Annotated in this window: 14 protein-coding genes and 2 pseudogenes; 7 read left to right on the top strand and 9 right to left on the bottom strand. The window is 57.2% G+C overall.

All coding sequences use genetic code 11. The features are described 5' to 3' along the window. Nucleotides 1–98: 98 nt before the first annotated feature. Nucleotides 99–617 (top strand): radical SAM protein, encoded by a 519-nt coding sequence (locus ACIOWA_RS11435; RefSeq protein WP_401159819.1) that lies wholly within the window; start codon nucleotides 99–101, stop codon nucleotides 615–617. Beyond that, the gene (locus ACIOWA_RS11430) at nucleotides 614–1,300 is read left to right on the top strand and encodes a dTMP kinase (protein WP_401159817.1); all 687 of its coding nucleotides are present in this window, start codon (nucleotides 614–616) and stop codon (nucleotides 1,298–1,300) included. The genes ACIOWA_RS11435 and ACIOWA_RS11430 overlap by 4 nt, the downstream gene beginning before the upstream one ends. A 208-nt stretch (nucleotides 1,301–1,508) precedes the next feature. On the opposite strand, the gene ACIOWA_RS11425 is transcribed toward ACIOWA_RS11430, so the two are convergent. From ACIOWA_RS11425 to ACIOWA_RS11415, 3 genes are all read right to left on the bottom strand, one after another. Further along, complete coding sequence (locus ACIOWA_RS11425; RefSeq protein ID WP_339430923.1) at nucleotides 1,509–1,997, bottom strand: N-acetyltransferase; 489 nt, start codon at nucleotides 1,995–1,997, stop codon at nucleotides 1,509–1,511. An 86-nt stretch (nucleotides 1,998–2,083) separates the two neighbouring features. Next, nucleotides 2,084–2,569 (bottom strand): GyrI-like domain-containing protein, encoded by a 486-nt coding sequence (locus ACIOWA_RS11420; RefSeq protein WP_339430924.1) that lies wholly within the window; start codon nucleotides 2,567–2,569, stop codon nucleotides 2,084–2,086. Between the two features lie 67 nt (nucleotides 2,570–2,636). Next, complete coding sequence (locus tag ACIOWA_RS11415; RefSeq protein WP_339430925.1) at nucleotides 2,637–3,299, bottom strand: LysE family transporter; 663 nt, start codon at nucleotides 3,297–3,299, stop codon at nucleotides 2,637–2,639. Between the two features lie 139 nt (nucleotides 3,300–3,438). On the opposite strand from ACIOWA_RS11415, the gene alaC reads away from it, so the two are divergent. After that, complete coding sequence (alaC, locus tag ACIOWA_RS11410) at nucleotides 3,439–4,656, top strand: alanine transaminase (RefSeq protein ID WP_339464029.1); 1,218 nt, start codon at nucleotides 3,439–3,441, stop codon at nucleotides 4,654–4,656. Nucleotides 4,657–4,752: 96 nt separating this feature from the next. Here alaC and ACIOWA_RS11405 read toward each other — a convergent pair whose 3' ends face one another. Both ACIOWA_RS11405 and ACIOWA_RS11400 read right to left on the bottom strand, forming a co-directional pair. Continuing rightward, nucleotides 4,753–6,105 carry a GntP family permease gene (locus ACIOWA_RS11405; RefSeq protein ID WP_339430927.1) on the bottom strand — a complete coding sequence of 451 codons (1,353 nt, stop codon included), beginning with the start codon at nucleotides 6,103–6,105 and terminating at the stop codon, nucleotides 4,753–4,755. An 81-nt stretch (nucleotides 6,106–6,186) separates the two neighbouring features. Beyond that, a complete protein-coding gene (locus ACIOWA_RS11400; RefSeq protein ID WP_401159814.1) occupies nucleotides 6,187–6,720 on the bottom strand; it encodes a gluconokinase in 534 nt (177 codons plus the stop codon). A 216-nt stretch (nucleotides 6,721–6,936) separates the two neighbouring features. Here ACIOWA_RS11400 and ACIOWA_RS11395 point away from each other — a divergent pair, with 216 nt between their 5' ends. Further along, entirely contained in the window at nucleotides 6,937–7,968 is a 1,032-nt protein-coding gene (locus tag ACIOWA_RS11395) for a LacI family DNA-binding transcriptional regulator (protein ID WP_339430928.1), read from the top strand. Between the two features lie 31 nt (nucleotides 7,969–7,999). Here the strand turns inward: ACIOWA_RS11395 and ACIOWA_RS11390 are convergent, their stop codons facing one another. Then, on the bottom strand, nucleotides 8,000–8,872 hold the full coding sequence (locus ACIOWA_RS11390; protein ID WP_401159812.1) for a LysR family transcriptional regulator: 873 nt from the start codon (nucleotides 8,870–8,872) through the stop codon (nucleotides 8,000–8,002). A gap of 121 nt (nucleotides 8,873–8,993) precedes the next feature. Here ACIOWA_RS11390 and ACIOWA_RS11385 point away from each other — a divergent pair, with 121 nt between their 5' ends. Beyond that, nucleotides 8,994–9,488: a PACE efflux transporter gene (locus tag ACIOWA_RS11385; RefSeq protein WP_339430930.1), complete on the top strand. Its 495-nt coding sequence runs from the start codon at nucleotides 8,994–8,996 to the stop codon at nucleotides 9,486–9,488. Nucleotides 9,489–9,601: 113 nt separating this feature from the next. After that, the gene (locus tag ACIOWA_RS11380) at nucleotides 9,602–10,159 is read left to right on the top strand and encodes a hypothetical protein (RefSeq protein WP_401159810.1); all 558 of its coding nucleotides are present in this window, start codon (nucleotides 9,602–9,604) and stop codon (nucleotides 10,157–10,159) included. A gap of 63 nt (nucleotides 10,160–10,222) precedes the next feature. Here the strand turns inward: ACIOWA_RS11380 and ACIOWA_RS11375 are convergent. Next, a pseudogene (locus ACIOWA_RS11375) lies at nucleotides 10,223–10,654 on the bottom strand (methyl-accepting chemotaxis protein); the annotation flags it as partial. 111 nt (nucleotides 10,655–10,765) lie between these two features. Then, nucleotides 10,766–11,443, bottom strand: a pseudogene (locus ACIOWA_RS11370) (PAS domain-containing protein); the annotation flags it as partial. Between the two features lie 901 nt (nucleotides 11,444–12,344). Between ACIOWA_RS11370 and ACIOWA_RS11365 the strand changes: the two are divergent. After that, a complete protein-coding gene (locus tag ACIOWA_RS11365) occupies nucleotides 12,345–12,755 on the top strand; it encodes a GNAT family N-acetyltransferase (RefSeq protein ID WP_339430933.1) in 411 nt (136 codons plus the stop codon). A 33-nt stretch (nucleotides 12,756–12,788) separates the two neighbouring features. Here the strand turns inward: ACIOWA_RS11365 and def are convergent, their stop codons facing one another. After that, on the bottom strand, nucleotides 12,789–13,328 hold the full coding sequence (gene def, locus ACIOWA_RS11360; RefSeq protein WP_339430934.1) for a peptide deformylase: 540 nt from the start codon (nucleotides 13,326–13,328) through the stop codon (nucleotides 12,789–12,791). Between the last annotated feature and the right edge of the window lies 1 nt (nucleotide 13,329).

Here is a 13,329-nt window from a genome sequence, read left to right as displayed (position 1 = left end):
GAGCGGGCAATCTGATCGTTTTTGATCGGTCTACCGCTTTCAAAATTGGATGAGGTTGAAGTTGGCCGGAAATACAGGGCTACTTCAGACCATCCCTAATGGAACGAGTAAAAGAAAGAAACACTGCAAGCAATCTGGATTACCACTTAATTTCGATGCCACCCAAAGATTTCCGGCTTTTTGAGCGATTCAAAGGACTAGGCCACAACTTATCCATGAGTTTGGAAGTATTCAACGCAGATCTGTTTTCTGAAGTTTGCCCTGGAAAGTCACAGGATTATACAAGACCACGTTTCCTTTCTGCGTTTGAAGCTGCTGTCGAGGTTCTAGGTCGTGGAAACGTCTACGCGGGTTTTGTAGCTGGCATGGAACCTTTAGAGTCAATAATTGAAGGAATCGAGTATTTCGGAAACATGGGAGTGGTGCCTGCGGTTGCAGTATTCCACCCCGACGCCGGCTCACACTACTCCACAAAAGCACGTCCTTCCGTCGACTTTCTAAATACACTCGGTAAAAAAATGTCAGAGATTTATCAAAGAGAAGGCTTTAGACCGCTAATAGAAGGAAGTGGAAGAAACTCTTTAGATACTGAAGCTTACCTAGGAGGTTTTGCATGAATTATTCTTTGGATAAGGGAGTATTTATTACATTCGAAGGTACCGATGGCGCAGGAAAATCAACGGTTGCGCGAGCAACATATGACAGAATTTTTCAGTTCCATTCTGCATTGCACTATATAGACAAAAATCGTCCTCCAGTGCCTACTGGCTATACAGAGTTTCATATGTCTCGGCTACGTGAAGTCTTATGGGATTATCCGGACAACGCTCCCCTTGAACAATTAGGTGACAAACACTGGATGAGCCTCATCACTGCGTGGTTTCAGGCCACAGATCATGCGGCTATAACACCTTTGATCAATTCTGGCGCAAGCTGCATCTCCGATGGTTGGCACTATAAATACCTAGCGCGCTTCCTGCTTAAGAGTACTGATTTGGCTGAAGATGCGTTGGCAATGTTCTCAACGATTAGAAAACCTGACTTCGTAATTTTTTTAGATGTTGATCCGGCACTGGCAGCACAGAGAAAAGGATCATTTCGCCTTAGCGAGAGTGGAGCCTATGACGGCGCAAATACAGATCCCCAAAAGGGCTTCATTGACTATCAGAATCGAGTTAGATCCAGTTATGAGCGATGCGGTCTGGTGAACTGGATAAGAATCGATACAACCGATCTAAGTGAGGAAGCCGTACTCGATAAGGCGGTGACTGCAGTCCAGAGGATTCTTTGTAGGGAGTAGAAAACAACGAACGTGTCTAATCATGGCCTGATCGACGCCACAGCTACGACAGTGAAGCGTCGAACCATGTGAGCGATACCCTCTTTGCAAACACTGCTAGACCCTGTGGGAGCGGGCTTGCTCGCGAATGCGGTGTGTCAGCCAAGTAGATATCGACTGAAACGGCACCTTCGCGAGCAGGCGCGCTTGTACACAGGGGGCGCGTTTTTTAGAGGGTCAGGATCATCTCGTGCCACGCCATGCCGCCGTGATCGGACTCGGACGGTTTGATGTAGGCAAAGCCGAACCCGGCGTAAAGCGGAATGTGCTTTTCCTTGCACATCAGGTGAATCGTCGCCTTGTCCATCCCGCGCATGCGTTCGATGAACTCGGCCATCAGGCGCTTGGCCAGGCCCTGGCCCTGATAATCCGGGTGCACCACCACCGACATGATCACCACGTTCGGCCCCGCCGGATCGTGGCCGATCAGTTCCTTGAACGCCTCATCGGACATCTGCACATCAAACGCCGCACCCGCGTTGACGAAGCCTGCGACGACCCCGCCCACCTCGGCGACGATGAAGCCCTCCGGCCAGGTGGCGATGCGGGTGGCGATCTTCTCGCGGGTGGCGGCTTCGTCGCCTTCGTAGGCAACGGTTTCGATGGCGTAGCAGCAATCCAGGTCGGCGGCAGTGACGTTACGGATAAGGGTGTTCATGGCAGCTCGAAATCAGTGGAAACAAGGCTGCCAAGCATAAAGCACAAACACCGAGGCCGGTCAGTGAACGGCCTCGTGCATTGATATCAGGCCTTGAGCGGCAGCCAGATTTCCAGCGTGCCCGCATTGATCCTGGGGTTGAAATCTTCGCTGTATCGCTCGAATTCCGGCGCATCGGCGGCTTCGCGCCCCGATTGTGGCAGCCAGGTTTTCCAGATGTATTGAAAGGTCGCGGGCAACTGATCCAGTGAGCCTTTGTGCTCGAACACGGCATATTGCTGGGGCTGAATCTCGACCCAGCGATATTGCTCCGGCAGATCGTCAAGCTTGCTGATCTCAACGCCGGCAATGTACTCAAAACCACCCTGGCCATCAGGATTGCAGCAGATGCCGTAGGTCACTTCATTTTTCTGGCCCGGAATTTCGCCCAAGTGCGGGATGAATTTTTCCCAAAGCTGCGGGATGCCCTCGGTGGTGTCCTGAGTAAACCGTCCGCCCAGTCCGGCAATCAGCAGAAAGTGTCCATTTTCGAAGCGCGGTTGCGCCACTTCGACGCGTGTTTGCTCATCCATGATTCGACTCCGGAACAAAATAGGGGTTCGGCTGGTGAGTATAGGAAGCCCAAACCGATTCGCACGGTTACAGCGCGTGCAACTGCTCGACGGCGCCCGAACCGACAAACTCGTTATAGCCCGATACGATCACGTATACCGCGAAATAGCAGAAGATCGCTGCAGATGCCATGTATGAGTAGCGCAGCAATTTGTCGCCGAGCAGCTTGCCACCGTGGCTTGCAGCGAAGCACAAACCGGCCGACCACAGCAGCCCGGCGCAGAGGAACCCGGCGAGAAACAGCGCCGAACTCAGCGGGCCACCGCCACCGGAACGGGCGATCAGCGTGCCGCCCACCGCCGCAAACCAGAGAATCGCGCTCGGCGACGACATGGCCAGAAAGATCCCGCGGAAGAATTCCTTGCGATGGGAGTTGTGCCCCACTTCAGCGGTTTGCGCGAGCAGCGCTTCGTGGTGAATTGCCGAATAAATCATCTTCGCCGCAAAGTAGATCAACAGCGCCGAACCGCCGATCCACAGGACCCAACGCACGGTTTCGTATTGCAGCAGCACGGTCATTCCGGCCAGTGCCAGCACCGCATAAACCAGGTCGCCGACGCAGGTGCCCAGGCCCAGTGCGAAGCCCTGAAAGTATCCGCGCTGCATCGCCAGGGTGATCATGGCGATGTTGGCCACGCCGATGTCCAGGCACAGCGAAAGACTCAGCAAGAAGCCGCTGGTGAATTCCATCAACCATTTTCCTTGGGCAAAAATTGTTAAAAAACGCGCTGGACAGTATGCCATCACTGACCTTATCTTCCGCCACAGGTCACCGCAGTGACCCGCGTCGCTCGGACGGTTCCGGGCGCTTACGTTATCCGAGGCAACAATGGCTGAACAAGGTTCGCCGCGCCGCTTTGCGCGCATTGATCGACTCCCCCCTTACGTTTTCAACATCACCGCCGAGCTGAAGATGGCCGCGCGGCGTCGTGGTGAAGACATCATCGACTTGAGCATGGGCAACCCCGACGGCGCCACGCCGCCGCACATTGTCGAAAAACTTGTGCAAGTCGCCCAGCGTGACGACACCCACGGTTACTCCACGTCCAAGGGCATTCCGCGCCTGCGCCGGGCGATTTCCAACTGGTACAAGCAACGCTACGAGGTCGATATCGACCCGGAAAGCGAAGCCATCGTCACCATCGGCTCCAAGGAAGGCTTGGCGCATTTGATGCTGGCCACACTGGATCAGGGCGACACGGTGCTGGTGCCGAACCCGAGCTACCCGATTCACATCTACGGCGCGGTGATTGCCGGCGCCCAGGTGCGTTCGGTGCCGCTGGTGCCCGGTGTGGACTTCTTCGCCGAACTGGAACGGGCCATTCGCGGCTCGATCCCGAAGCCGAAGATGATGATCCTCGGCTTTCCGTCCAACCCCACCGCGCAGTGCGTGGAGCTGGACTTCTTCGAGCGAGTCATCGCCCTCGCCAAGCAGTACGACGTGTTGGTGATCCACGATCTGGCTTACGCCGATATCGTCTACGACGGCTGGAAAGCGCCGTCGATCATGCAGGTGCCGGGCGCCAAGGACATCGCGGTGGAGTTTTTCACCCTGTCCAAGAGCTACAACATGGCCGGTTGGCGTATCGGTTTCATGGTCGGTAACCCGGAACTGGTCAACGCCTTGGCGCGGATCAAGAGCTACCACGACTACGGCACCTTCACGCCGCTGCAAGTGGCCGCGATTGCGGCGCTGGAAGGCGATCAACAGTGCGTGCTCGACATTGCCGAGCAATATCGTCAGCGGCGTAATGTGCTGGTCAAGGGCCTGCATGAACTGGGCTGGATGGTCGAGAACCCGAAAGCTTCGATGTATGTCTGGGCGAAGATTCCCCAGGCTTATGCACATCTGGGTTCGCTGGAATTCGCCAAGAAGCTGCTGGCCGAGGCCAAGGTTTGTGTCTCGCCTGGGGTCGGGTTTGGTGAGTACGGCGATGACCATGTGCGCTTTGCACTGATCGAAAACCAGGACCGGATTCGTCAGGCTGTACGCGGGATTCGCGGGATGTTCAGAGCCGATGGTTTGGTCCCGAAAACCGGCGCCTGACACATTTCCCGCTCCCACACTGGTTTTGGGTGAACCATAAAATCCGCCCACAAAAAAACCGCATCGCTGCGGTTTTTTTGTGCCTGACGATATCGCTTAAACGAACAGCGACAACAGCAGGATAAAGCCCAACGCGACGATGGAGAGGATGGTTTCCATCGCCGTCCAGGTCTTGAATGTCTCGGCCACGGTCATGTTGAAGTATTGCTTCACCAGCCAGAAACCGGCGTCATTGACGTGGGACAGGATCAACGAACCGGCACCGGTGGCAAGCACCAGCAGTTCACGGTTAACGCCAGGGATCATCCCGACCACTGGCACCACGATGCCTGCACCGGTGATGGTCGCCACGGTAGCCGAACCGGTAGCGACACGAATCACCGCCGCCACCAGCCACGCCAGCAGGATCGGCGAGATCTGTGCGCTGACTGCCATGTGACCGATCACATCACCCACACCGCTGGTGACCAGCATCTGCTTGAAGCCACCGCCGGCACCAATGATCAGGATGATCGCAGCCGTGGGTGCCAGGCTCGAATCCAGCCATTTGAGAATCTGCTGGGAGCCGATGCCTTGCTTGTGACCGAAGGTGTACAGCGACAGCAGCAACGCCAGCAGCAACGCCGAGATCGGGTGGCCGATCATGTCCATCCAGGTACGGAAGAAATGGCCGTCCGGCAGCGCCACGTCTGCGAAGGTTTTGAGCAGCATCAGGAACACCGGCAACAGCACGGTGATCAGGGTGATGCTGAAGCTCGGCAGCTTGGTCGAATCGGTTTCACGGGCCAGTTGATCGACCAGTTCCTGATTCGGGTGACCCGGAATGTGCTTGGCGATGAACGTACCGAAGATCGGGCCGGCAATGATTGCCGTCGGCAGCGCGACGATCAGACCGTAAAGAATGGTCTTGCCGATGTCAGCGCCGAACACGCCGATGGCCAGCAGCGGGCCGGGGTGCGGTGGCACCAGACCGTGCACGGCGGAAAGGCCGGCGAGCAAAGGAATGCCGATCTTGATGATCGACACGCCGGTACGACGGGCAACGATGAACACCAGCGGAATCAGCAGCACGAAGCCGATTTCGAAGAACAGCGGGATGCCCACCAGGAACGCGGCAAACATCATGGCCCACTGAACCTTGTCCTTGCCGAACGCGCGAATCAGGGTCTGGGCGATCTGATCCGCCCCGCCCGACTCGGCCATCATTTTGCCGAGCATGGTGCCCAGCGCGAGGATGATGCCGACAAAACCGAGCACGCCACCGAAACCGTCCTGGAACGCCTTGATGATGGTGCCGATCGGCATGCCGGAGGTCAGGCCGAGGAAGGCGGCGGCGATGGTCAGGGAAATGAACGGGTGAATTTTGAACTTGGTGATCAGGATAATCAGGCCGATTACCGTGACCACTGCATCGAGCAGCAGGAACGAGTCGTGGGACATGCCAAACATTAGGGGTGTCTCCTGGTTGTTGTTGTTATTAAAGCGGGTTGATCAGAAGTCGTGAGGACAGCGCTATCTGCTTGAACACACTCATACCGCCGGTTTCAGACCGTGGGCCTGCCACCAGATGTGAGCCTGTTCGGCCAGTTCTTCAACGCTGTGGATCGAAGCATTCAACGCCAGGGTCAACGGCTCGCCGACCGGCGATTGGAGGGTGGCGAACTGGCTTTCGATCAACGTGGCCGGCATGAAGTGGCCCGGGCGGTGGGAGACACGCTCGGCGGCGACTTCAGGGGTCAGTTCAAGAAACACGAAACCCAGGCCCGGCAAGGCACTGCGCAGCACTTCGCGGTAACTGTGTTTAAGCGCCGAACAGGTCAGCACCGGGCGCTGGCCTTGTGCATCGACGCGACGCAGTTCATCGCACAGGCTGTCGAGCCAGCCGGCGCGGTCTTCGTCGTTCAGGGGGATCCCCGCGCTCATCTTTTCGATGTTGGCGGCCGGATGAAAAGTATCGCCTTCAATGGCAGTGGCGCCGCTGATTTGGCACAGGGCCTCGCTGACGCACGTCGTGGCGCAACCGGCACCGCCCTTGATGACCAGGGCGGTGATGGGATGACTCATATAACACCTCAGCGCGCAGACAGCGCTACCTTTGCTAGCTATGACTCTAGTGCACAGGCAGAAGTTGCCGACGCCTTCTTGTCGTTTTTTTGGGTTGCAGCAGGTTTGTTCCCGATACCAAAAAGCGAGGATCAGGCAGGATCTCGCTCACGCATTTGCAGCTGCATCAGGACAGCGCTACCTTAGTGCCTTGATTTTTGTTTGGCAAGCCGCCCGATGACCACCCCTAAAAACGATAAAAATACCCGCACCACCGGCCGTCCCACCCTCAATGAAGTTGCCCGCCTGGCCGGCGTGAGCCCGATTACCGCCTCCCGCGCGTTGCGTGGGGTCAGCACCGTGGCCACCGAACTGGTCGAAAAAGTCCAGAAAGCCGCGCTCGAACTCAACTACGTCGTCAACCCCGCCGCCCGTGCACTGGCCTCGGCCCAGAGCCATTCAGTGGTGGTGCTGGTGCCGTCGCTGTCCAACCTGCTGTTCATCGATACGCTGGAAGCCATTCATCGGGTGCTGACGCCCAAGGGCTTCGAAGTGCTGATCGGCAACTTCCACTATTCCCGTGATGAAGAAGAGAACCTGCTGCGCAACTACATGGCTTATCGGCCACGCGGTTTGCTGCTGACCGGGTTTGATCGCACTGAAAGTTCACGGCGGATGATCGAAGCCAGCAACATTCCCTGCGTGTACATGATGGAACTGGACAGCGCCGCCGGGGTGAATTGCGTCGGGTTCTCCCAGCTCAGCGCGGGCGAGACGGCGGCCAAACATTTGTTGTCCCGTGGGCGCAAGCGTCTGGCTTACATCGGCGCGCAACTCGATCAGCGCACCTTGTTGCGCGGTGAAGGTTTCCGCAAAGCCTTGCAGAAGGCCGGGAGGTACGACCCGGATCTGGAAGTGCTGACCCCCCGTGCGTCGTCCGTGGGGTTGGGCGGCGAGTTGTTTGTGCAATTGCTGGCAGCGCACCCGGATGTCGATGCGATCTTCTTCGGTAACGACGACCTGGCGCAGGGCGCTTTGCTTGAGGCGCTACGCAATGGCATCAGGATTCCCGAGCAAGTGGCGATTCTGGGCTTCAACGACTTGCCGATGTCCGAGCACATGGTGCCGCGCCTGAGCAGCATCAATACCCCGCGTGAAGCGATTGGCCGGCGGGCGGCGGAACAGATGCTGACGTTGATGGCGGGTAACAGCGTGGCGCGTCCAGTCGAGGACATGGGCTTCGAACTGAAAATCCGCGAAAGCACATAACACCGCTCCCACACTGGATTGGCGCAACACTCTAGTGACCGAGGCGCTCAACCAGTGCCAATGCACCCTTCTGCAGCGGTTGGCTCTTGAGCCACACCGCATGCACCGGCAGCACCAGACCGTTTTCGATGTTGCGAAAGTTCAGCCGTTTCAAGCGCCCCGAGTCCAGCCGCGACTGCACCACCGACAACGGAAAATTGCCCCATCCCAATCCTGCCTCGACCATCTCCATTGCCGTCTCAAGGTTGTCGGTGCGCCAATACGATTGCGCCACCAACGGTCGTGTCTCGCTGATCGGCAAGTCACGACTGGCCACAACGATCTGGCGCACCTGCACCAAATCCTCCAGGAACAGATCCTGCCCCTGCAACAACGGGCTGTTCGCCGCCAGTGTGGCGATCATGCGTTCACTGCCAACAAACTGAAAGCGCTCCAGCACGTTCACACTCAGCCCGGCGAATGCGATACACACATTGACGCGGCCACTGTGGAGCATCGCCAGCACGTCATCCTGGGGCGCGGTCAGCACTTCGATGTCGAGCAGCGGGTGACGCTCGGCAATTACCCCTATCGCCGACAGCAAACGATGGCGATCGATGTCCGCCGCCACGCCAATCGACAGTTTGCTCTCCAGCCCCAAGGACAACTCCACCGCGTGCACTTGCAGTTGTTTGAGCTGTTCGGCAATAAGCCGTGCATGGGGCACCAGCGACAGGGCCATTGCCGTCGGTTGCGGTTCGCGATGACGGCGGTCAAACAACGAATAGCCGAGTTCGGCTTCAAGGTTGCCAATGCCCATGCTCACCGCCGACGGGACTTTGCCCAAGGCCCGAGCGGCGGCGGAAAACGAACCGCGTTCGATCACGGCAAGGAACAGTTCGATGCTGTCACTGTTGAAATTCAACTTGGCTTACCTATCAATAGAACTGAAAGCTGCTGACTTTTTCTGTCAGCCCTATTGAAGCTATCTTTCGCCGCCTTCGCCAGCCCCGCTGGCCAACAAGTGGCAAGAAAGAGGCAACTCCATGCAAGGCGTCAAACGCAAACTGGTCTATGTGTCGCTTTACGAAGTGATCGGCATGACCTTCTCCGCCCTCGGTCTGGCGCTGTTGTCCGGCACCTCGCCGGGCAGCACCGGGCCGCTGGCCGTGATCATCACCACCATCGCCGTGACCTGGAATTTCATCTACACCTCGATGTTCGAACACTGGGAAAGCCGTCAGCCATCACGCACCCGCACGGTCAAGCGACGCATCGTCCATGCCGTTGGTTTTCAACTGACGTTGATCGTGTTTCTGATTCCGTTGATCGCGTGGTGGATGAACATCAGCCTGATGCAGGCGTTTCTACTGGATCTGGCGCTGATCATCTTCATCCCGTGCTACACGTTTGCGTTCAACTGGTTGTTTGACCGGGTGTTTGGTTTGCCGGCCTCGGCGCTGCCGGAATCTGACGCTGGAGCACATTGCCCGACGCTGACAGATTGCGGTGATCCACTGCCGCCAACCGGCAAGGGATGACCGCTTTTTCAATCGACTGAATCAAACAACCCTATGAAGTAAAAGGCTTTATTGATCGGGCATGGTAATTGCTCCTGCATGGCGGTCAGTCATTACCTACAGGTCAATTCATCATGTTGGTCAGTGCCAAACAAATGGAAATTCTGCCGCTGCCCAAGCGGCTGGCAGAAGACGCGACCGCCACGGCGGCCGCCGGCCTGCAAGGCGGCCTGCACGGCGCGATGCTGCAAGCGCTGCAAAACCAGGTGCAGACGCAAAACAGCGAAGCCACCGCCAAGGTGCAAGCTTCGGCCACGCAGATTGCCACTCAGCAAGTCAGCGCTGCCGCACGCCTGAGCGATAACGTCGACGAAGCCTTCGCCAAGACCCGCGTCGGCCTGCAAACCACCGACACTTCGCACGCAACCAAAACCAGCGGTTCCGCCACCGACGAGTTCAAGGACTACATGAGCAAGACGCCTGAACAGCGTCTGCGCGACAGTATTCTCAAGGACATGGGCATCACCGAAGACGACATCAAGAACATGCCGCCGGAGAAACAACTGGCCATCGGCAAAGAGATCGCCCAGCGTTTGCAGGACAAGATGCAACTGGCGCAATCGGAGAAAGAAAACGTCAATGACGTCAAGGACAGTGACAAGATGGCGAATACGTTTCTGGCTGCGCTCTGAGCTCAAGCCAGCATGAAACCTGATGTGGGAGCGAGCAAGCCCGCTCCCACAGGGGTGGTATGGTCAGTTCAACTGCAACGTCTCGTTGAACTGGCTGATCGCATCCACCACATGCCGTGAGCCCTGCTGAATCTCCAGAATCACCTCCCCCGCCTCATTGGCCAATTCGACGCCAAGGCCCGTTCGGTTCAGGCTCGATTGCATGCTCGACACCGCGCTCAACGACAAGTCGTGGTTTTTGCGCACCACGTCGACAATTTCCAGGGTCGCCTGACTGGTGCGTGCCGCAAGGCTTCGAACTTCATCGGCGACCACGGCAAAACCGCGTCCATGTTCGCCGGCCCTCGCCGCTTCAATGGCGGCATTGAGCGCCAGCAGGTTGGTCTGATCGGCGATGCCGCGAATGGTCTGGACGATGGTGCCGATGATGTCCGATTGTTTGCTCACCGCATCGATGCTCACCGCAGCTTCGTTGAGGTCGTGGGAAATGTCCTGAATGATCTGCACCGTTTGCTGCACGACTTGGGAGCCTTTTTGCGCACAGGCGTCGTTTTGTACGGAAGTGCTGTGGGCTGATTCCGCAGCGTTCTGCAGGGTGGTCATCTGTTGGGTGATGTCGCTGGCGAACTTCACCACTTTGTACAGCCGCCCTTTGGCATCGAACAACGGGTTGTATGAGGCCTCCAGATAAACCATTTGCCCGGATTTGTTCTTGCGCTCGAAACGGTGCGAGTGATACTCGCCGCGATTGAGCGAAGCCCAGAACGCCTTGTATTGCGCAGACTCGGCTTCGGCGCGATGGCAAAACAGGCTGTGGTGATGGCCGACGATTTCGCTGAGCGAGTACTGCATGGTCTTGAGAAAATTTTCGTTGGCGGTAATCACATTGCCCTCGGGGGTGAACTCGATCACTGCCATGGAGCGACCGATCGCCGCCAGCATGCTTTCCTCTTCATGCTCCTTGTTGATCCGCGCGGTAATGTCCGCCGCCACCTTGATCACACTTCTGACTTGCTTGTCCTGGCCATACACCGGCATGTAACTGGCTTCGAGCCAGACTTCCTCGCCGCGCTTGTTCAAGCGTTGGAAAGTGCCGCTGATCGGCTCACCACGGGCCAGGTCGCGCCACAAACTGGCGTACTCTTCGCTGCGATAAAACGCTTCTTCACAAAAGATCCGATGATGTTTGCCACGCACTTCCTCGGCGCCATAGCCCATGGTCTTGCAGAAGTTTTCGTTGGCATCCAGAACGATACCTTCAGGGCTGAACTCAATCATCGCCATCGAGCGGCTGATCGCGTCCAACTTGGCGCTGGCTTCGGTCAGGGCACAACTGAAGCGTTCGATTTCCTGCAGGTCAGCCTTGTGATGTAGGTTGAACATGTTTGTATCACCTTTCGCGCGGACTTTTGATTTGATGAAAGTTCAGGTCTTTCAAGATCCATCACTACGTTCCACAGAACAGGCACACGCACTCCTCCACGGGAGGAAGTTGTCAGGTGATAAATGATGATCAATCGGAGTGTCCATGCAGCGACGCTCTAATCAAGACATCCTTCTCTTGATAGCCCGCCTGCGGGCCAGCCCTAACGCGTTGAAGAACTTCCATTTAAATGACGCTCCTTGTTGGTTCAGTGTCGGTGCCTTGGAATGCGCACTCTGGCAGCGTGAAATCACGGACTAACCCGTACGATCCACAAGGTTAGTTAAGTGTCAGCATAGACAGCGAAAAGCCTTGCGCAAGGCCACTAGTCGGCCAGTATCTGGCACTTTTTGCACAAGAATCGGTTCAGCGAAGGGATAGGTCGGCGGGTCGAAGGCCATCACGCGGGGTGGGCGGCGTCGAAATGATCGGGACATGGCGTTGACCGGTACGGGAATCCTCCCCTCTGTGCAGCCGCGGTGAATGAATTTTGCAGATCACTTGCGAATTCAGCCAGGAGCCCGAGAACCGGGCTCCGGAGAGGCGTGATCAATGACCGAAGATGTCGACTTTCTTCGCTTTTTTCTCGGCGCGTTTTTCAATCGCGGTCTTGGCCGGCTTCTTCTTCGCGGCTTTCTTTGAATCCATACCTTTGGACATGATGCGTACTCCACTCACAGGGGATGTGAGATCAGGTATACACCTATCCCGCCGCGCGCGTTCTTTTATAATCGCCGCTTTGCCCACCGACAGTCCGAACCCATGCCTGACACCCAATACAGCCTGCTCGACGAGTCTCTTTGGCCGTTGATGAACAAGTTTTACCGCCGCCACCAATCCTCGATGAAAGCCGTGCGCGAGGCGCATTTGTGGGTGGCACGCCGGGGAGAGATTGTCGCTGCGTTGTGTTTACGGCCAGTGTCGGGCGGCCAATGGTTGACCGGGTTGTTCGTCGATCCCGGATGTCGTGAGCAGGGGATTGCGGCCAAGCTTATGGACGCCGCGCTAGAGGACATGACGCAGCCCGTGTGGCTGTTCTGCCATCCGGATTTGCGTGGTTTTTATGAGCGACGCGGGTTCAGTTTCGACCCGCCCCTGCCCCAGGCGATGGCTGAGCGGTTGAGCCGCTATGCGCGCTGCAAGCCAATGATTGCGATGGGGCTGAATCAATAGAGATCCAATAGGGGCGATTGTGCCGGACTCGGATCAATCGTCTGCGGCGGGATCGAGATCCGGGAACATCACCTCGGTGAAGCCGAACTTGCTGAAATCAGTGATGCGCGACGGGTACAGCCGACCGATCAGATGATCGCACTCGTGTTGCACCACTCGCGCGTGGAAACCTGAAGCGATACGCACGATCGGCTCGCCCTTCGGATCAAAGCCCTCATAACGAATCTGCTGATAACGATCCACCGCGCCACGCAAACCCGGCACCGACAGACAGCCTTCAAAGCCCTCTTCGGTGAATGGGCTCAGTGGTGTGATCAGCGGGTTGATCAGGATCGTCTGTGGCACCGCTTCAGCGTCCGGGTACCGTTCGCTGTGCTCGAAACCGAAGATCACCAGTTGCAGGTCGATACCGATCTGCGGTGCAGCCAGGCCGACGCCGCCGACGCTTTCCATGGTCTGGAACATGTCGTCGATCAGTTGCCACAACTCGGCGCTGTCGAACATTTCGGCCGGTACCGGCGGGGCGATGCGCAGCAGGCGCTCGTCGCCCATTTTGAGGATTTCACGGATCATG

This window comes from Pseudomonas sp. NPDC087614, assembly GCF_044743485.1.
Taxonomy (GTDB): domain Bacteria; phylum Pseudomonadota; class Gammaproteobacteria; order Pseudomonadales; family Pseudomonadaceae; genus Aquipseudomonas; species Aquipseudomonas baetica_A.
This window is presented reverse-complemented; position numbering and strand designations above follow the sequence as displayed.

Bases quoted from the DNA above. Each gene is read 5' to 3' on its own strand.
- alaC (WP_339464029.1), top strand. From the start codon at position 3,439: ATGGCTGAACAAGGTTCGCCGCGCCGCTTTGCGCGCATTGATCGACTC.
- ACIOWA_RS11435 (WP_401159819.1), top strand. From the start codon at position 99: ATGGAACGAGTAAAAGAAAGAAACACTGCAAGCAATCTGGATTACCAC.
- ACIOWA_RS11415 (WP_339430925.1), bottom strand. From the start codon at position 3,299: ATGGAATTCACCAGCGGCTTCTTGCTGAGTCTTTCGCTGTGCCTGGAC.
- ACIOWA_RS11380 (WP_401159810.1), top strand. From the start codon at position 9,602: ATGTTGGTCAGTGCCAAACAAATGGAAATTCTGCCGCTGCCCAAGCGG.
- ACIOWA_RS11425 (WP_339430923.1), bottom strand. From the start codon at position 1,997: ATGAACACCCTTATCCGTAACGTCACTGCCGCCGACCTGGATTGCTGC.
- ACIOWA_RS11420 (WP_339430924.1), bottom strand. From the start codon at position 2,569: ATGGATGAGCAAACACGCGTCGAAGTGGCGCAACCGCGCTTCGAAAAT.
- ACIOWA_RS11385 (WP_339430930.1), top strand. From the start codon at position 8,994: ATGCAAGGCGTCAAACGCAAACTGGTCTATGTGTCGCTTTACGAAGTG.
- ACIOWA_RS11395 (WP_339430928.1), top strand. From the start codon at position 6,937: ATGACCACCCCTAAAAACGATAAAAATACCCGCACCACCGGCCGTCCC.
- ACIOWA_RS11405 (WP_339430927.1), bottom strand. From the start codon at position 6,105: ATGTTTGGCATGTCCCACGACTCGTTCCTGCTGCTCGATGCAGTGGTC.
- ACIOWA_RS11365 (WP_339430933.1), top strand. From the start codon at position 12,345: ATGCCTGACACCCAATACAGCCTGCTCGACGAGTCTCTTTGGCCGTTG.
- def (WP_339430934.1), bottom strand. From the start codon at position 13,328: ATGATCCGTGAAATCCTCAAAATGGGCGACGAGCGCCTGCTGCGCATC.
- ACIOWA_RS11430 (WP_401159817.1), top strand. From the start codon at position 614: ATGAATTATTCTTTGGATAAGGGAGTATTTATTACATTCGAAGGTACC.
- ACIOWA_RS11400 (WP_401159814.1), bottom strand. From the start codon at position 6,720: ATGAGTCATCCCATCACCGCCCTGGTCATCAAGGGCGGTGCCGGTTGC.